The sequence below is a fragment of the Paenibacillus campi genome, assembly GCF_034659835.1.
GTDB lineage: Bacteria > Bacillota > Bacilli > Paenibacillales > Paenibacillaceae > Saccharibacillus > Saccharibacillus campi.
Map to the genome: position 1 here is coordinate 393,502 of NZ_JAXSQZ010000001.1, position 19,675 is coordinate 413,176.

The window sequence follows — 19,675 nt, forward strand, 5'->3', positions numbered from 1 at the left end:
ATAAGGCGGATCGTTATTATGCAAAATTTGCAGCCGATTTAAAGTTAACATCAATCTTGGGCAAAACGCTAGTCATTAACAATATGCATTTTAATAGCTTGCATCATTTGTAGGGGAGCTTTATATCGGATTACGAGTCGTACTGTACCTTTTAACTTTTAAGAAGGCGATTAGTGTGAGGGCATAGGTGACGATAATAAAATATAATAATGTGTTGACATACCTATACAGCCATGATATACTAATCAAGTGTTTTTGGAACGAGTAATGAATAAGTAGAAGCTTGACTTCTCACCTGACCGATTGGAATCGGCTGGTTCATTGATCTTACTTTGATGACGATGTTATTGTCATGAATAGATGTGATGATCAAGGGATGCGGGTGATGAGGCCTGCATCCCTTTTTATTTTGCAATACCGCTGTCTATCATAATGTGGAGGTGGAAGTTATTAGTAAGGAACATATGATCAATGATGAAATCCGGGTCAAGGAAGTGCGCCTGGTAGGTCCTGAAGGTGAACAAATCGGAATTAAGCCAACGCGCGAAGCGATGCAAATGGCGATTGATCTGAATCTCGATCTCGTTAACGTAGCACCGCAAGCGAAGCCGCCTGTATGCCGAATTATGGACTATGGCAAATTCCGTTACGAGCAACAAAAGAAAGAAAAAGAAGCGCGTAAAAATCAGAAGATTGTTGAACTGAAAGAAATACGCTTCCATGCCAATACGGAGGAGCATGACTACCAAACGAAGCTCCGCAACGTAGTAAAGTTTCTTAACAATGGCGACAAGGTGAAATGCTCGGTCCGCTTTCGCGGTCGCGAGATTGCACATGCAAATATTGGTCAAAGAGTCTTAGAACGCGTAAGAGATGAAGTTGCAGATATCTGTACTGTTGAGCGCCAGCCTAAACTGGAAGGCCGCAGCATGATTATGATCTTGGCGCCGAAAAATAACTAAGGGGGATATTCAAATGCCTAAAATGAAAACTCATAGCAGTTTGAAAGGTCGCTTCAAAATTACAGGAACAGGTAAAGTAAAACGCCATAAAGCGTTCAAAAACCACCTGTTGTCCCACAAATCCAAACGTCAAAAACGCGTACTTGGTACTAGCCCATTGATGGCTGCTGGTGATGTAAGACGTTTGAAACAAGGTCTGGCTAATCTTAAATAATTTAATTTTCCGGGAGGGTTTATAATATGGCACGAGTTAAAGGCGGATTCGTCACACGTCGTAAGCACAAAAAATATCTGAAACTTGCAAAAGGTTACTTCGGTTCCAAACACCGTATTTTCAAAACTGCAAAAGAACAGGTTAACAAATCCCTGGTCTATGCATACCGTGACCGTCGTCAAACAAAACGTAACTTCCGCAGACTGTGGATCGTACGTATTAATGCAGCCGCTCGTCTGAACGGTCTGTCCTACAACAAACTCATGCACGGTCTGAAACTGGCTGGCGTGAACATTAACCGTAAAATGCTGGCTGAACTGGCAGTTAACGATGTAACTGCGTTCAACTCCCTGGCATCTGTTGCAAAAGAAAAAATCAACGCTTAAATTTGGGCGTGATTAAGAGAGTCTCTGTATATGCAGGGGCTCTTTTTTTGAGGATAAGCGTAGATTAATCTTTACGACCGCATAAGCTTTTTGACGAGCTTAGCTTAAAATGAGACTGCTGACAATAGGATGCACATAACGCATCGTATACGTGGCTATATGCTTATTTCGTTTAGTAAAATGACTGGCTTTTGTATAGTTATCGGTTGCTATATATATAAGGAAGCAATTGGTGTAACAGCGAGCGATTGTACGGATTATGAATTCGTCAGTATAGGTGCAACTGGAAGCGATTACGTAAATGATGGATTAAACCTAACATATAATATGTCGATTTAGCGCGTTAAATGACGAAAATTAGAATGATCAGATAGTTTAGCTGACATTTAAATGACATATGTTCGGAAGAAATAACAATATGAAGCGCTTTCTTCATATAAATTATAAATTAATTGACCAATTGTTATTAAAATAGTAGATTTTCCTACCACATGATTGTATAATCGGTTCAGTGACTATTGAATCTGCTCATAAAACGAACATTTTGGTGTTTATTTGGGTAAAATGTTCGTCTTTTACAGACAGAAGCAGATGTATAGTTGATACTTTTAAGGGGGAACAACATACATGAAGAAAGTCTATTCACTTTCGCTGATCATGGTACTGGCACTGTCTGTCTTTTTGGCAGCATGCGGTAACAAAAGCGACTCCACAAACAATGCAGGTAGCGGTACATCAGGAAAAGGTGGTTCCAGTGATGTAAAAATCGGTATGGTTACTGACGTAGGCGGCGTGAATGACAAATCCTTTAACCAATCTGCTTGGGAAGCATTGGAAAAAGTACACTCCGAGACTGGTGCTAGCGTCAAGTATCTGCAAAGTAAATCCGATCAGGACTATATTCCAAACCTGAATCAATTTGTGAAAGACAACTATAATCTCACTTGGGGTATCGGTTTTAACTTGGCAGATGCCATTAAAACGGTTGCTCAGCAAAACCCAAATGCTAAACTGGCGATCATCGATAGCGTTGTGGATGAGCCAAATGTAAAATCGATCACATTTGCTGAAAACGAAGGTTCGTTCCTCGTAGGCGTTATCGCCGGTAAAATGACAAAAACAGACAAAATCGGTTTTGTTGGCGGCGAGAAAAGCCCGCTGATTCAACGTTTTGAAGCTGGTTTTAAAGCGGGTATCCAAGCGGTTAACCCGAAAGCTCAACTGCTCGTAAACTACACAGGTGCATTCGATAAGCCGGATATCGGTAAATCCGCAGCTGCTACATTGTACAATGACGGTGCGGACATTATTTTCCAAGCTGCTGGTGCAACAGGTACAGGCGTATTTAACGAAGCTACAGCTCGCGTAAATGCTGGACAAAAAGTATGGGTTATCGGTGTCGATAAAGACCAATCGCTGGAATTTGGCGACAAAGTGACACTGACTTCCATGATCAAACGTGTTGACACTGCTGTTGAGAAAGTATCCAAAGAAGTCATCGATGGTACGTTCAAAGGTGGTACCGAAACACTTGGTCTGAAAGATGATGGTGTAGGCGTTGCTTCCACTTCGAACAAAAACGTTCCTGCCGATGTACTGAAACTCGTTGATGAGTACAAAGAAAAAATCATCAAAGGTGAAATCAAAGTACCGGATTCCGTTCAATAATATAAGTTCATTCCAACTGCTTCAACTATAGCAGACTCCAACACAAGGCTGGTTAATCACTAGCCTTGTTGTTACGTCTACAGGTAAAATTGCTGACCATTTGCCAGTTGTCCAAACGGAGCGAACAGAATGGACGGATTACGATTGGCGTTATACAAAGAAGCTGATCGTAATGCCAAAACGTATTGCTATACTGGTGGTTGCAAGGCTTCCACGATCCATAGCTACATCCAATCCAGTGTGAAGTCTTACCAAACGGATAATCAATTTGCTTATAAGGGTGATTTCATGAATACAGCAACCCCTGTGGTAGAGTTAAAACAAATTACGAAACGTTTCCCTGGAATCGTCGCCAACGATTCGATCAGTCTCAAGCTGTTCAAAGGTGAAATTCATGCTCTGTTAGGTGAAAACGGTGCCGGCAAGTCGACGCTGATGAATATTGTGTTTGGCTTGTATCAGCCTGATGAAGGCGGAATTGAAGTGGACGGCAAGCCTGTTATGATCGATGGACCAAACAAAGCGATTGAGCTTGGCATCGGGATGGTGCACCAGCATTTCAAACTGGTACAGCCATTTACTGTTACCGAGAATATTATTCTGGGCTCCGAGCCGAAAAAGGGTGCCCGAATCAACTATAAAAAAGCGACGGAAGAAATCCGCAAGCTGTCTGAGCAATACGGTCTGCGCGTTGATCCCAATGCCAAAATTCACGACATTTCGGTCGGAATGCAGCAACGGGTTGAGATTCTTAAAACGCTATATCGTGGTGCTAATATTCTGATTTTTGATGAGCCGACTGCGGTGCTGACACCACAGGAGATTTCCGAGCTGATGGACATTATGCAGCGTCTGATCAAAGAGGGCAAGTCGATCATTTTGATTACGCATAAATTGAAAGAGATTATGCAGATCGCTGACACGGTAACGATTATTCGACGCGGTAAAGTGATCGATACGCTCAAAAAGAGCGAAACATCCCCGCAGGAACTGGCGGAAAAAATGGTCGGTCGCAACGTCAATTTTAAAGTCGATAAAATCCCTGCTAACCCGGGCGAAGTTGTGATGGAAATGAAAGATGTCGTTTCCAAAAACAAAGATGGAATGGCGGTGCTAAACCAGCTTAGTTTGCAGGTGAAAGCAGGCGAAATTCTAGGGATCGCTGGTGTTGATGGTAACGGTCAAAGCGAGCTGATCGAAGCATTAACCGGTCTGCGTCATGTAGATGGCGGACAAATTACACTGCATGGCAAACCGATTACGAATTTGACACCGCGTAAAGTGACCGAATCCGGTATCGCACACATTCCGGAAGATCGTCATAAATACGGTCTTGTGCTGGATTTCTCGGTTAGCGAAAATATGGTGCTGGAAACGTACTACAAACAGCCTTATAACAAAAATGGCTTTTTGCAGTATGATGAGATCGATAAAAAGGCACAGCGTCTCGTCGATAGCTTTGATGTGCGTACGCCAAGCATTCATACGATGGCACGCTCTCTGTCCGGTGGTAATCAGCAAAAAGCGATTATCGCCCGCGAGATTGACAAAAATCCCGATCTGCTCGTAGCGGCACAGCCGACACGTGGTTTGGACGTCGGTGCGATTGAGTTTGTGCAAAAGCAATTGATTGCGCAGCGTGATCAAGGAAAAGCCGTATTGTTGATCTCATTTGAGCTGGATGAAATTTTGAATGTATCCGACCGGATTGTCGTTATTTATGAAGGTCAAATTGTAGGTGAAGTGCTGCCGGAACAAACCAATGATCAGGAATTGGGCTTAATGATGGCGGGAAGCACCGTAAAGAGAGGTGCAGCGCATGAATAAAGTATTAAAACTATTTACGAAAGACTCGGTGACATTGCCGGTCGTTGCGATTATTCTCGGTCTGTTGCTCGGAGCGCTCGTAATGCTGCTGGGCGGTTATAACCCGATCGATGCTTATTCTGCACTAGTTGAGCGTGTATACGGCGATTCGTATGATTTTGGCGAAGCGATTCGGGAGATGACACCGCTCATTATGACCGGTCTTGCGTTTGCATTTGCCGCGCGTGCAGGTTTGTTTAATATCGGTGGTGAAGGTCAGTATTTGATCGGTATGACTGCGGCATCGATGATCGCGATTCATGTGCATGGTTTGCCTGCCTTTATTCACGCTCCGCTGGCGATTATTGCGGGTGCGGTATTTGGCGGTCTATGGGCGGCGCTGGCGGGTTATTTGAAAGCGGCGCGTGGTGTGAACGAAGTTATTTCATGTATTATGCTGAACTGGATCGGTTTGTATTTGTCCAATCTGGTCATTAATACATTTGCACTGCAGGCGGGAGACACACGTTCGGTTGCTATTGAGCCGTCCGCGTCGATTGCGATCGGTTGGTTGTCGGAAATGATGGGCAATGCGCGCGTGCACTGGGGTACATTAATCGCGCTGCTGGCAGCGGTATTCTTTTATATTTTTATGTGGAAAACGAAGCAGGGCTTTGAGCTGCGTTCGGTCGGTTTTAACCAGGACGCTTCCAAATATGCCGGTATGAACGTTAATCGTAATATCGTGAAAGCGATGTTTATTAGCGGTGCGTTTGCTGGTCTAGGCGGCGCTTTTACGGTGCTCGGTGTATTTGGTTACCAGTCCGTTATGGCAAGCTCACCAGGCACCGGCTTTGATGGGATCGCGGTCGCGTTGATCGGGATGAACAATCCGTTTGGCGTCGTGCTCGGTGCGATCTTGTTCGGTACGCTCACTTACGGTGCGGCAGGCATGAGCTTTAGTGCTGACGTGCCGCCGGAAATCGTACGTATCGTTATCGGTGCGATTATATTTTTTATCGCAGCACAGGGAATCGTGCGCTGGTTGCTTAAACCGTTTTATGCGAAGCGCAAGAAAGAGAAGGTGTCATAATGGACGTATTAACAATTATTGGTCAGCTTCTTAATACGACGCTGGTGTTTGCGACAGCGCTCATCTTCACTTCGCTCGGCGGTATTTTTTCCGAAAAATCGGGCGTGACTAACCTCGGTTTGGAAGGTTTAATGGTGTTTGGCGCATTTGCTGCCGGCGTGTTTGGTCATTATGCACAGGCTGCCGGGCTGGACGGCTTTGCCGCTGCTTCAATCGGTCTGTGTGCAGCGATCGTACTCGGCATTATCGTATCGCTCATTCATGCGGTGGCATCGATTACGTTTAAAGCGGATCAGGTCATTAGCGGGATCGTCATCAACTTCCTGGCAGCAGGCAGTACGCTATACATGGTCAAGCTGCTGTTTGATGGTGCTGGCGAAACCGAATTGATCTCCGGTTACAGCCGGATGCCGATTCCGGGACTGAGCAAAATTCCGCTAGTGGGAGACGCGCTGTTTAATGCGTATCCAACGACGTATTTGGCGATTATTCTTGTGTTCATTTCGTATTTTGTATTGTATAAAACACCATTTGGGCTGCGTTTGCGCTCGGTCGGTGAGCATCCAAGCGCTGCCGATACGGTCGGCATTAAAGTCAATCGTATGCGTTATGTAGGCGTAATGATCAGCGGTGCATTAGCTGCGGTCGGCGGTGCAACGATCACGCTGACTACGACAGGCACATTCGCGCACAATACGATTTCCGGTCAAGGTTATATCGCAATTGCAGCGATGATCTTTGGGAAATGGAATCCGATCGGTGCGTTTGGCGCGGCGGTATTTTTCGGACTGGCACAGGCTGTACGTAACTATGTACAGTTATTTGCCTGGACACAAAGCATTCCGCCAGAAATTATCTACATGCTGCCTTACCTGCTCACGATCATCGTACTCGTCGCTGCGGTCGGACGCTCCAGCGCCCCATCTGCACTCGGTCAACCTTACGATCCGAGCAAGCGATAACGGCTAGTAGGCTGACTGCACTAAATAAGCAATTTGATATTGCATAGCAGCGATATTCTCCTGCTAGGATTCCAATGTATTTTTCATAAGATGTAGTCAATCAAACATTCAATGTAAGCTAGTCAAGGTACTAGTTGCTGTCTGTACGTACACTGTGTTGTTATAAACGGTGGAAGATTTGTATGAGAGTAGCTTATACGTAACGATCCAAGTCGGTACTCCTGCGGGAGTGCCGACTTTTTTGTTGGCAGCGGTTCAGCCAATCAAGTTTACATTGCTTGTCCACATGTGTCGAATCCGACAAAAATACAAATCATATCGATAGGTTCATTTGTGCATAGAAGACAAAATCAAATCGGCAGCTATGTAAGATATATGCACTCTAGCTTTATAAATATAAAGCGATATCAACAATGGTTACGGTTACATTACATATTTGCTGTATAAATGTCTTATTCGCCATCATAACGATTGTCCAAAAGTGCAAAAAAAATTAATGTTGACTCTGTTTCAAATGAATCATATAATGTTCCTAAATCAGCGGCTGACAACAACTTGAAATGTTGCGGTCGATATTGTGAATATCCATGATCGGCTATGATGAGGACGAAGTTTTAAGGGCTATTTTGTTCAGAGAGTGAAGCGCATTGCTGAAAGCTTCATCAAAACCCCTTTTATACGAGCTCACCTCGGAGCTGTTTTCCTGAAAGGCATCGGTTGATCGATGATTATTAGGGAAAATCGTACTGTCTACGTTACAGACAATAGGTAAGACGTATAAGTCTTACTTGATGAGGCATATAGGCTGTGAGGCTGTATGCGAATCTGGGTGGTACCACGGAAGCTATAACCTTTCGTCCCTCGAACAGAGTTTTTCTGTTTGGGGTGGCGAAAGGTTTTTTTGATTATATTAGCCTGAGCCAGTACGCTTCAGCAGAAAATTGTAGCAAGCATCTGTCAATGGATGCGTCGGCCTGTCATACGTATTTTATGTAAGATCGATGTGAATTTTTGGGAGGAGGAACACAAATGAGCGCGCAAATACCGAATGTGCAATCTACTGAACAATTACGTGAGAAATGGATGAAGCCGGAAGTCATTACAGGTTCCGAGATGCTTCTCCGCAGCTTGCTGCTAGAAGGTGTTGAATGCGTCTTTGGTTATCCGGGTGGAGCGGTATTGTACATTTATGATGCGATGCACGGATTTGACGATTTCAAACATTTGCTCACGCGTCACGAACAAGGTGCGATCCATGCCGCCGATGGTTATGCACGGGCAAGTGGTAAGGTGGGCGTCTGTATTGCTACCTCGGGCCCAGGAGCAACCAACCTGGTAACCGGGATTGCGACCGCTTATATGGATTCGGTGCCACTCGTTGTCATCACCGGTAACGTAGCGACAACGCTGATCGGGACGGATGCGTTTCAGGAAGCGGACATTACCGGTATTACGATGCCGATTACGAAGCACAGTTATCTCGTACGTGATGTAGAGGACTTGCCGCGTGTCATTCATGAGGCGTTCCATATCGCCAACACCGGTCGTAAAGGCCCGGTATTGATCGATATTCCAAAGGATGTATCGGCAGCCAAATCACTGTTCAAGCCGCATACGGAGCCGGTTGTGATGAGAGGTTACAATCCGCGTGTCGTAGCGAACAAGCTGCAATTGGATAAACTGCATCAGGCGATTGCTAATGCGGAGCGTCCGTTGATTTTGGCAGGCGGCGGGGTCGTTTACTCTGGTGGACATGAGGAATTGCTGAAGTTTGTTACGGCAACCGGCATTCCAATTACGACCACATTGCTCGGTCTGGGCGGATTCCCAAGCGGTAACGATCTATGGATCGGGATGCCGGGGATGCACGGAACGTATGCGGCAAATCAGTCGATCCAGCAATCCGATCTGCTCATTAGCATCGGCGCTCGCTTCGATGACCGTGTAACTGGCAAACTCAATGGTTTTGCACCTCATGCCCGTATTGCCCATATCGATATCGATCCAGCCGAGATTGGCAAAAACGTAAAAACCGACATTCCAATCGTCGGTGATGTAAAAACGGTGCTGGAGCAATTGAACAGCGATACGGTATACAGTGCCAAAGCCGATGCATGGCGTCAGCAGATCGCTGAATGGAAACGTGACAAGCCTTTCCGTTATGACGACTCCGAGGAAGTGTTGAAACCGCAATGGGTCGTGGAAATGCTAAATGATACGACTAACGGTGAAGCGATCGTAACGACAGACGTAGGGCAACATCAGATGTGGGCAGCGCAGTATTATCGTTTTAATAAACCGCGCTCTTGGGTAACGTCCGGTGGACTCGGTACGATGGGCTTTGGCTTCCCGTCCGCAATCGGTGCGCAAATGGCAAACCCGGATCGCCTTGTCATCTCAATTAACGGTGATGGCGGTATGCAGATGTGTGCGCAAGAGTTGGCAATTTGTGCAATTAATAATATTCCGGTTAAGATCGTCATTTTGAACAATCAGGTACTCGGTATGGTACGTCAGTGGCAGGAATTGATCTATGACAACCGTTACAGCCATATCGATCTGTCCGGCAGTCCGGATTTTGTAAAGCTGGCGGAAGCGTACGGAGTCAAAGGGTTGCGTGCTACGAACAAAGAGGAAGCACAAGCAGCATGGCAGGAAGCGCTGGACACACCGGGACCTGTCGTAGTGGAGTTCATCGTCAACAAGCACGAAAATGTGTATCCGATGGTTCCGCAGGGAGCTACCATTGATCAAATGTTAATGGGGGATAAGGAATGATAGCGACAACGTTCAAACACACCATCGCCGTATTAGTTAACGACCAGCCAGGCGTGCTGCAACGGGTTTCCGGCCTGTTCGGACGCCGTGGCTTCAATATCGAAAGTATTACTGTCGGTCAATCCGAAGAAGCCGGTCTGTCCCGCATGGTCATCGTGACAACGGGTGACGAACACACATTGGAACAGATCGAAAAACAATTGTACAAAATTATCGACGTCATTAAAGTGATCGACCTTAGTTCCCGTCCGATGGTCGCGCGTGAGCTAGCATTGATTAAAGTCAAAGCCGAGCCGTCCGAACGTCCCGAAATTATGGGAGTTATCGAAACTTTTCGTGCAGCAGTTGTCGATATCGGGCCAACTAGCCTGATCGTACAAGTCGTTGGCGATACGGAAAAGATCGATGCAATGATCGAGCTGCTGAAGCCATACGGCATTCGCGAACTGTCCCGCACAGGCGCGACTGCGATGATTCGTGGTAACGTATAATCACGTTAAGCCGATTGACAGCAGTAATGCAGATAAAGTTTATAACTATGGAAGTCTGTTTAGAACATGCGAATCAGGCTGCAAACCGGCAAGCCATTCGTCTGCTTGGGGCAGGATCGAATTCATGATTAGCCTCACCTTTCCTGAAAAGGCGGGGATTTGAAAGGAAATCGGACGCTGTTCACCTACTCCGTGTGGGCGAACTGCAAACACAGTGTGCAATGAGAGCGGTTTGGCACAGCTAAAGAGCATACCTTTTCAGTGTTTATGAACTTCGAATGTAGTGTTTATAAACTTCAAACACGATGTACGATGGGAAAGGTGTTTGCACAGCAAAAGTCCATACTTTTGCCCACATGCTGGCGGAATGGATATAATGGTGATATTGCCGATATTGCCGATATCGTGTTGCTGATAGCAGCGTCGCTTCCTTTGAAATACCCGCTCTTTTCAGGAGGGTTAAAACAACCATCGGCAGTGCCGGTACAACGTTTCATATATTAAAGGAGGAAGAAAAAAATGGCAGTAACGACTTACTATGAAAACGATGCAGAATTGAACGTATTAAAAGGTAAAACAATCGCAATTATCGGTTACGGTAGCCAAGGTCATGCACATGCACAAAACTTGCGTGACAGCGGTCTGTCCGTTGTGATCGGTCTGCGTGAAGGTAAATCGTTTGACAAAGCGAAAAACGATGGTTTTGAAGTATTGTCTGTTGCGGAAGCGACCAAAAAAGCGGACATCGTTCAAATTCTGATGCCAGACGAAACACAGGCGAGCGTATACAATAGCGAAATCGCGCCAAACCTCAAAGATACGGCTGCACTGCTGTTCGCACACGGCTTTAACGTTCATTTCGGTCAAATCGTTGCTCCAAAAAGCAATGACGTACTGCTTGTTGCTCCTAAATCTCCTGGTCATATGGTACGTCGTACATATGAGGAGGGATTCGGCGTACCTGGCCTGATCGCGATTCATCAAGATGCTACCGGCAATGCCAAAGAAATCGGTCTGGCGTATGCAAAAGGGATCGGCTGTACACGTGCAGGCGTTATCGAAACGTCCTTCCGCGAAGAAACCGAAACCGATCTGTTCGGTGAGCAAGCGGTACTGTGTGGCGGCGTAAGCGCACTCGTTAAAGCAGGCTTTGAAACGTTGACTGAAGCTGGCTACGCTCCTGAAATGGCTTACTTCGAGTGTCTGCATGAGCTGAAGCTGATCGTTGACCTGATGTATGAAGGCGGTCTGGCAACGATGCGCGATTCCATTAGTAACACTGCGGAATATGGTGACTATGTAACTGGTCCACGTATCGTAACTGAAGACACGAAAAAAGCGATGAAAGAAGTGCTGTCCGATATTCAACAGGGCAAATTCGCACGCGACTTTATTCTTGAAAACCAATCCGGTCGCGCGTTCCTGACAGCAACACGCCGCAACGAATCCGAGCATCCGTTGGAAGTCGTTGGCGGTCAATTGCGTGAGATGATGCACTGGATCAAAAAATAATCATGCAATGATGTTTACATCATTTTGAAATGAGATCGGGAGACAGGTTGAACATGCTTGAATTGGAGTTGATCGAGTGAGGGGATCAGGTTTTATTTAAAGTCTGTTCAGCCTTGTTAATCCTGTAAAGGTATAGCTCGTTATAAGTTGCAGTTTGAATCATTGGATCGTTATAGATAGTTTAATGAGTTTCGCCAAGCTAATTCGTAATGATGTACGATGATGCTAGTCTAGCTGCAACGATCATGTGAATCATTTGCTTTACCTAAAACGATAAGGAGGTGCGAGTATGCGTAAAATTTATATTTTCGATACGACGCTGCGAGATGGAGAGCAATCGCCAGGAGTTAATTTGAATACTCCCGAGAAAGTTGAGATTGCGCATCAGCTTGAGCGTTTAGGTGTCGATCGAATTGAAGCTGGATTTCCGGCGGCGTCGCCTGGTGATCTGGCAGCGGTGCATGCTGTGGCGAACGCTGTAAAAAATGCCAGTGTGATTGGTTTGTCACGTTCGCGTGAGCAGGACATCGATGCGGTACGCGAGGCGCTGAAGGGGGCGCAAGACCCGTGCCTGCATCTGTTCCTGGCGACTTCACCGATTCACCGTCAGTACAAATTGCGGATGGACAAAGATCAAGTGCGTGATACCGCACGCTCAGCGATTCGTTATGCGCGCAAATATTTTGAAAAAGTTGAATTTTCGCTTGAAGATGCGGGTCGTACGGAGTTGGAATTTATCGCCGAGATGACCAAAATGGCGATTGAAGAAGGTGCATATGTGGTCAATTTGCCGGATACGGTCGGTTATTTGACACCATACGAATACGGTAATATTTTCAAATATGTTAAAGACAATGTGCCTGGTGTGGAAAAAGTACAATTGAGCGCCCATTGTCACGATGATCTGGGCATGGCGACAGCGAATGCGCTGGCAGCGATTTTGAACGGTGCCGATCAGGTGGAAGGTACGATTAACGGCATCGGCGAGCGTGCTGGCAATACGGCGCTGGAAGAAGTGGCGATGGCGCTGGAAACACGTCAAGATTTTTACGGGGCAAAAACATCGTTTACGCTGTCCGAAATCGCGCGTACGAGCCGTCTTGTCAGCAAGCTGACCGGTATGGTCGTGCCGGGCAACAAAGCGATCGTAGGTGCGAACGCATTTGCCCATGAATCCGGCATTCACCAGGACGGGATGCTAAAAGAAAAATCGACGTACGAAATTATGACGCCGGAAACGATCGGACTGAAAGAAAGCAAGCTTGTGATGGGCAAGCATTCTGGTCGCCATGCGTTTCGTGAGCATCTGATCGAGCTTGGTTTTGAGCTGGATGAAGAAGCGGTCAACCGCGCGTTTACTAAATTTAAAGTGCTGGCTGACAAAAAGAAAGAAGTGACCGATGACGATCTGTTTGCACTGCTGGAAGAACGGCTTGCACAGACGCCGGAGTTTTTCCAATTGGATTCGCTGTTTGTATCGTTTGACAGCGAGAGCGAGCCGACCGCGCGTGTACGTTTAAGCACGATCGACGGTGGTGTGCGTGAGGAGCAGTCCAGCGGTAACGGTGCGGTCGATTCGATCTACAATGCGATCGATAAAGCTTCCCAAGAGGACGTAACGCTATCCGATTATTCGATCAAAGCGGTTACACAAGGCAAAGATGCGCTTGGTGAAGTGCATGTAGCGCTAACACAAGAAGGCATTACCGCTCAAGGGCGTGGCGTAAGCACCGATATTTTGGAAGCAAGCGCGCGCGCATATGTGGATTCATTGAATCGCTTAGTAGAAAAGCGTAAAACAGGGCGCCGTGATAATATTTCGATGATTTGAGCGGTTTGGTGATGGGTTAAATACAATTGTGATGGGTTAGATATAGTGATCATAGGTCGGACATAAAAGTAAGCCTCTGGCTTTGCAGTGAGATCGCTGATGTACGAGACTGGATATTTCTGTAGTGGAATATTTGGTGCTTGCACGTAAGTGGATGTCATGCTGCAAGGTCAGAGGCTTTTTGATGTAGGTGGAACAGAATGGAATGCCTACAAAAAGCCTAGTATGTAATATGTGATAAAAAAATCACAGATCAGGTAGTGAAACGATCTGTACGATATTGAACAACGAAGTTTACGCTTGATTTCACTTATAGCGATTCGTTTGTGATTGCGGGTGAAGATCGTACCGCTTATTATTTTTTAAAATGTAGTTGTAAAAAGACGGTTTATTTTTACTTTATAGATGAACCCCGCTTCTCAGGCGCAAAAGCAATACTAGCATTGACAATCCGTTAGCGGCGGAAGCTTGGGAAGTGCGGGCAAAATCAGCATTTAAGGAGGTCATACAAATGACAAGCAGTGGACGTAATTTGACGATTGAGGCAGTGAATACAACAGGTGTGGTGCAATTTGATATCGCTTCGGCTACGCGCGGCGGTACCCGTCGTCTGATGGTGAGCGATAACCCGGAGACATTGAACGAAACGACTTTTTCGGTGACACATGGTGTGCTGTGGCATGATGTAGTGCGCAGTAATGAGGGACAGGTCAAGCACCGTATTTTTGGCTGGCATTATAATGTGCTGCCCAATCCGGTGAAAATTGGCATCACGCTCGAAAATCGTGCTAACCACGGTGCGCTGCGGCTGGAAGATGTGCAGCGCGAATACCGGATTGGTGGCGATGAAGTAAACTGGATTACCGATATTGGCGGCAACATTTCCCGTGCGGTGCTGGCGGGTACGATGGATCAGCGTACAGCGGATCAGCCGTTTATTCAACAGCAACAGTCCGGTCAAATCGAATCGTTTATCGTGCCGTCTGGTAAGCTGTTCGGATTTGTGTATGATTTTACGGTGAAAAGTACAGACAGTGGCGAGATGCTCTATACGGTGCGTACGGTAGCATCGCGTGATACGGCGTATGATCTGACACTGCTGAAATCGGAGCCGTTACCGTTCGCTGCACAGGCACATCCGCGAGGCAATTGGACATTTTCAGAGACGAATGCAGTTACGCCTGTCTATACGGCAGGTACGGATCGTGTCATTTATCCGACAGCCGCTAAGCTGAAAAAGGATGGTTCGATCCCGGCGGATCAATTGTTCACCGCCGCTGCCAGTGAGCAGCCGCAACAGTCGCTTGATAATCGCGCTCAATTTGGTGCCATTTATAATGTGACCGTGCCTGTACACAATCCGGGTCCACAACAACGTACGGTGCAAATCTCGCTTAACCCGCGTGGTGGCAGCTATGGCGGCGCAGTCAAAATCGGTGATGAAGTGTATGGCGTGCCCCTGCTGCGCACGAATCAGCAAAAAGCGCCTGTGTATGTAGCCAGTGTGCCACCCGGTACGAGCCAGTATCGTTTTAGCTTGATGATCGCTGGCGCTTCATCGACGCCGCTTGGTTTGCTAGTGGAAACGCTATAATTGGAAATGGCATGATCGTATCGTATACGTATATACCGCTGCCAGTCAGTAAGCCCTATATCAACATAGCTAAAGTGCCGTACATTTGATTCCATATGATCATGTGTCCAAGTCTAAGCGTACGATATAATAATTTACGAACGCATGTTTGTATATATATTATATAGTCTAATACGAAAAGGAGACATGATTATGAGTAAACAGGAAATCGATGAAACGATCGCCCCTTTTAAATGGGTAGCTTACGACGGTGGTGAAGGCGCATCGGTCATTCTCGTCGCTGGGATGTATAAACAGCAATTGTTTGACAGCCGTGCTGATGAAGGCTTTGAAGGTAGTGGTTATGATTGGGCAGCGCTAGCAGCGGTATATTTGGCGGAGAAGATGCCGGAATTGGAAACGATCGTCCGTTTTGATCCGGAGGCGGATATGTTTTGTGCTTATTCCAGTGACACCGAGGCATTGCACAAATTTATGATCGGATTTCACGCAGCCTGTGAACAGCCTGATGTAATTGCGAATTTGTTTGCACAGGCAGAGCTGGATTAAGCATGAACATAGCATCGTTCCGTTTCTATTGTCGTTCTCGTATCGCTGTTTCGTCTAACGAGCAAGTTGGGGAGTGGCTAGCTTTATTAGACTGATGATGGCTGATGCGGTTGGCAAGGAATGGGAAATAGATCGTCATTACGATACTGTGTTCACACTGGATACAAAACGTAATGAGTGACGAAATATGCTCACAGCGAATACAAATGATAAACAATGTAATATAAAAAACCTCTGCGGATAGTATCATTTATCCACAGAGGCTTTTTTGTCTGCTTAATTATTTGCTCTTAAACTATTAATCTTAAACTGAACATCAACTTACCACGCGTACGCCATTGGAGCCGGTTTGCCAGGGCCGGGGAAAATTTCATCTAGGCGCTGCATCGTCGCTTCATCCAGTTTCACATCCAAAATGCGCAGTGAACTTTCAAACTGCTCGGATGTACGGGGACCGATAATCGGTGCGGTCACAGCCGGGTTGGCGAGTACCCAAGCGAGTGCAACGACGTCTTGTGGCTCGCCTAGCTCTTTGCATAGCTTGTCAAACTGTTCCAGTTGTGTACGATGCTTTTCGACGCGCTCGGCATTGCCGCCGCTACGGGAGCCTTCGATTTTTTGCAGTGCATTACGACCGAGCAGACCGCCATCGAGCGGACTCCACGGAATCACGCCCAGACCAAGCTGTTTGGAAGCAGGCAACACTTCAAGTTCCGGCTCGCGGCAGAGCAGGCTATATTTATGCTGCTCAGATACGAGTCCGAGCAAATGGCGTTTCTCCGCTTCTTTTTGTGCAACCGCGATATTCCAACCGGCAAAGTTACTGGAGCCGACATAGCCAATTTTGCCTTGATTCACCGCCACTGCAAAGGCACCCCATAATTCATCCCAGCTAATTGCCGGATCGACATGATGCATTTGATACAGTTCGATATGATCGGTCTGCAAGCGTTGTAAGGAGCCTTCCAGATGCCGACGGATTTTGTAGGCGGACAGACCGTTTTCATTGTTCGGACTGTCTGGTTCGTTATTCATTTTGCCGTATACTTTGGTGGCAAGGATCGTGCGCTCACGTCGTCCGCCACCTTGCTGAAACCAGCGTCCGATAATTTCTTCGGTTGTACCGGATCGACCGCCACCAAACCCACCATACACATTGGCAGTATCAAAAAAGTTAATGCCTGCATCAAGCGCAGCATCCATAATCCGAAATGATTCCTTTTCATCGGTCACCGGGCCAAAATTCATCGTGCCCAAACAAATACGGCTCACCTTTAAACCAGACTTGCCGAGATACGTGTAATCCATCAATCATCGCACTCCTTTTGAGTATAAAGTAGACGTCTGTACAAACGAATCGGGACGATTACAGCCCAACGAGCGACCAAGTCCAGCCTAACGATTGCACAGGCGCATCAAGCCATTGCTGATGCACAGATGATAGTTACGATTGTACACCCTTGTACTTATTGTATTCGTTGCCAGCGTTCACTTCAAATTCAATCACCTATTATATGGGAATCCTGCTTAAGATGATATAATATATAAAAATAACGAAACGATAAGTATAGTTATAGTTATAGTTGTAGTTGTAGTTGTAGTTGTCGGATCGTCATAGAGTAGCTATAGCCGCTTTAGGACAGTTCGAACACACGTTATCATGACTTTGCGGACAATGTTTGGCTGTTTGGGCATACTTTATGATCGCTTTACGGATGCTGCCGAATTGCTTCCTAAATGTTCCATCAGATTGGGCAAATACGGATCACTACTCCAATGTAGCTCTATTATGATCCGATGACTATGGTCATTGTAATCGTACATGTACTGTTGTGCTTATTTCGTACCGTAGTGGTGGTTGCCCTAACACGCCAAGTTTGCCTACACGTCTTAGCGGAATCGTCCTCTGAGCAGTTATAGGTTATGCCTATAACGATCATAGTTTGTATATCTTGGATATGAAACGGATTACGTGTTAAAACTGAATATAGAGCAAATGAGCGAATGCACATCCGCATACGTAATACGTACTGACAGCGATGTACATAAATGGACTAATGATGCAGACCTTGGCACGGAGCAAGGCTGCCCAAAGGAGAGCTATATATGAGCGAAACGAAAAAAATTGCAGTCATCCCTGGTGATGGAATTGGCCCTGAAGTAGTAGCGGAAGCGGAAAAGGTATTACGCCGCGCGGAAGAACTGTATGGCTATGCTTTTGAAACAGAGCACGCATTGTTTGGTGGAATTGCGATCGACGAAAAAGGCACTCCGTTGCCAGAAGAAACATTAACTGTTTGCAAAAATGCGGATGCGGTATTGCTCGGTGCGGTAGGCGGTCCAAAATGGGACAGCAACCCAAAAGAACTGCGTCCAGAAACAGGCTTGCTCGGCATTCGTAAAGAGCTTGGTCTGTTCTCAAACTTGCGTCCGGCAGTTGTGTTTGATTGCTTGAAAGAAGCATCGACCTTAAAACCGGAAGTGCTGGAAGGCACTGATTTGATCGTTGTGCGTGAGCTGACTGGCGGCATTTATTTTGGCGAGAAATTCAGACGTCAAACAGAGCATGGTGAAGAAGCGGTAGACACATGTGCATACAATGTAGCGGAAGTGGAGCGCATCGTGCGTCAAGCATTTGAAATCGCTCGCGGCCGCCGCAAAAAGCTCGCTTCCGTCGACAAAGCGAACGTGCTGGAAACGTCCCGTCTATGGCGTGAAACGGTAAACCGTATCGCTCCCGACTTCCCGGATGTGGAGCTGGAACATGTGCTCGTCGACAATTGTGCGATGCAGCTGCTGCGTCGTCCGGCAAGTTTTGACGTCATCGTCACCGAAAATATGTTTGGTGATATTTTGAGTGATGAAGCGGCGATGTTGACCGGATCGATCGGTATGCTTGCTTCCGCATCGCTTGGTGAAGGTAGCTTCGGTTTGTATGAGCCTGTACACGGCTCCGCCCCGGATATTGCTGGACAAGGGCTGGCGAATCCAATCGCGACGATCTTGTCGTTGGCATTGATGTTCCGTACGACATTCGGCTATACGGAAGCGGCGGATGCGATTGAAGCAGCGGTAGCAAAAGTGCTGGACGAAGGTCATCGTACCGCTGATATCGCGGTTGACAAAAGCAAAGCGCTATCCACTTCACAAATGGGCGATCTGATCGTAGCAGCGATCCAAAAGTCCTAACTTTAATGATAACCCCTTTTCGATGCCGTTTTGGTAAAGAAAAGGGGTTTTGTCTTGCCAAAAAAAGGTGTAGAATGAACACAAGCTGGTTAATAATCTTTCACAAACATGTATACAATGTTGATGCGAAGTCACTTTGACGATTATAGAATCATGTCTGGAGGGAGAACACGATGAGCTTTTGCTGTGGCGGCAGTATGATTGGAACGAAAGGAACCCTCAAACATTTTAGAACCCAGGTTCACAATGTTCCCCTTCTGGTGTGTCCTGTATGCGAACGTATCGAAGTGCATTATAAGGTTGAGAACGAATATGAGATTCTAGCCGAGTATGCGCATGATGATGGCACACCGGAAATCGACTTCCAGGACTATGTAATGGAAGAAGAAGGTACGATGTTTGAAAACTGTGTTAATGTTGAAGAAGATGACCCGATGGATATGGTGCAGCGTCAGATTGATATGAGTCTCGATTTGCTCGCAGTAGCCAAGGAGATCGGTGATGAGAAATGGGAGCGCGATCTGAAAAAGCGCCTCGCTGTCATGAGCTTGCGCCGTGCCCGTCTTCAGCATAAATAAGCATAATACGGTTCGATTGATATACGGATCATTATCCGAGCGGCAGGGGAATTATTCTCCTG

The 19,675-nt window shown here is 46.4% G+C and carries 16 protein-coding genes; 15 read left to right on the forward strand and 1 reads right to left on the reverse strand.

Annotated features, from left to right (window positions below):
• The first annotated feature begins 464 nt into the window (after positions 1-464).
• The 13 genes from infC to U1I11_RS01580 all read left to right on the forward strand — a co-directional run bounded on the left by infC (position 465) and on the right by U1I11_RS01580 (position 15,846).
• A complete protein-coding gene (infC, locus tag U1I11_RS01520; RefSeq protein ID WP_322903222.1) occupies positions 465-962 on the forward strand; it encodes a translation initiation factor IF-3 in 498 nt (165 codons plus the stop codon).
• Between the two features lie 13 nt (positions 963-975).
• Positions 976-1,176: a 50S ribosomal protein L35 gene (gene rpmI, locus U1I11_RS01525; RefSeq protein WP_322903223.1), complete on the forward strand. Its 201-nt coding sequence runs from the start codon at positions 976-978 to the stop codon at positions 1,174-1,176.
• Positions 1,177-1,202: 26 nt separating this feature from the next.
• Complete coding sequence (rplT, locus tag U1I11_RS01530; protein WP_322903225.1) at positions 1,203-1,562, forward strand: 50S ribosomal protein L20; 360 nt, start codon at positions 1,203-1,205, stop codon at positions 1,560-1,562.
• Positions 1,563-2,189: 627 nt separating this feature from the next.
• Complete coding sequence (locus tag U1I11_RS01535; protein ID WP_322903226.1) at positions 2,190-3,230, forward strand: BMP family lipoprotein; 1,041 nt, start codon at positions 2,190-2,192, stop codon at positions 3,228-3,230.
• Positions 3,231-3,518: 288 nt separating this feature from the next.
• Positions 3,519-5,057, forward strand: a complete 1,539-nt coding sequence (locus U1I11_RS01540; protein WP_322903228.1) for an ABC transporter ATP-binding protein — start codon at positions 3,519-3,521, stop codon at positions 5,055-5,057.
• Positions 5,050-6,129 (forward strand): ABC transporter permease, encoded by a 1,080-nt coding sequence (locus U1I11_RS01545; RefSeq protein ID WP_322903230.1) that lies wholly within the window; start codon positions 5,050-5,052, stop codon positions 6,127-6,129. Before U1I11_RS01540 ends, U1I11_RS01545 begins: the two co-directional genes overlap by 8 nt.
• Complete coding sequence (locus U1I11_RS01550; RefSeq protein WP_322903232.1) at positions 6,129-7,091, forward strand: ABC transporter permease; 963 nt, start codon at positions 6,129-6,131, stop codon at positions 7,089-7,091. Before U1I11_RS01545 ends, U1I11_RS01550 begins: the two co-directional genes overlap by 1 nt.
• A gap of 1,029 nt (positions 7,092-8,120) precedes the next feature.
• Positions 8,121-9,869: a biosynthetic-type acetolactate synthase large subunit gene (gene ilvB / locus U1I11_RS01555; RefSeq protein WP_322903233.1), complete on the forward strand. Its 1,749-nt coding sequence runs from the start codon at positions 8,121-8,123 to the stop codon at positions 9,867-9,869.
• Complete coding sequence (ilvN, locus tag U1I11_RS01560; RefSeq protein ID WP_322903235.1) at positions 9,866-10,360, forward strand: acetolactate synthase small subunit; 495 nt, start codon at positions 9,866-9,868, stop codon at positions 10,358-10,360. Before ilvB ends, ilvN begins: the two co-directional genes overlap by 4 nt.
• Positions 10,361-10,879: 519 nt before the next feature.
• A complete protein-coding gene (ilvC, locus tag U1I11_RS01565) occupies positions 10,880-11,872 on the forward strand; it encodes a ketol-acid reductoisomerase (protein WP_322903236.1) in 993 nt (330 codons plus the stop codon).
• A 289-nt stretch (positions 11,873-12,161) separates the two neighbouring features.
• Positions 12,162-13,703, forward strand: a complete 1,542-nt coding sequence (locus tag U1I11_RS01570) for a 2-isopropylmalate synthase (protein ID WP_322903238.1) — start codon at positions 12,162-12,164, stop codon at positions 13,701-13,703.
• A gap of 511 nt (positions 13,704-14,214) precedes the next feature.
• Positions 14,215-15,297 (forward strand): hypothetical protein, encoded by a 1,083-nt coding sequence (locus U1I11_RS01575; protein ID WP_322903240.1) that lies wholly within the window; start codon positions 14,215-14,217, stop codon positions 15,295-15,297.
• Positions 15,298-15,489: 192 nt separating this feature from the next.
• Positions 15,490-15,846, forward strand: coding sequence for an Imm51 family immunity protein (locus U1I11_RS01580; protein ID WP_322903242.1), 357 nt, complete (start codon positions 15,490-15,492; stop codon positions 15,844-15,846).
• A gap of 321 nt (positions 15,847-16,167) precedes the next feature.
• On the opposite strand, the gene U1I11_RS01585 is transcribed toward U1I11_RS01580, so the two are convergent.
• Complete coding sequence (locus U1I11_RS01585) at positions 16,168-17,154, reverse strand: aldo/keto reductase (RefSeq protein ID WP_322904458.1); 987 nt, start codon at positions 17,152-17,154, stop codon at positions 16,168-16,170.
• Between the two features lie 798 nt (positions 17,155-17,952).
• Here U1I11_RS01585 and leuB point away from each other — a divergent pair.
• Positions 17,953-19,035 (forward strand): 3-isopropylmalate dehydrogenase, encoded by a 1,083-nt coding sequence (gene leuB / locus U1I11_RS01590; RefSeq protein WP_322903244.1) that lies wholly within the window; start codon positions 17,953-17,955, stop codon positions 19,033-19,035.
• 173 nt (positions 19,036-19,208) lie between these two features.
• Positions 19,209-19,613 (forward strand): hypothetical protein, encoded by a 405-nt coding sequence (locus tag U1I11_RS01595; RefSeq protein ID WP_322903246.1) that lies wholly within the window; start codon positions 19,209-19,211, stop codon positions 19,611-19,613.
• Positions 19,614-19,675 lie beyond the last annotated feature (62 nt).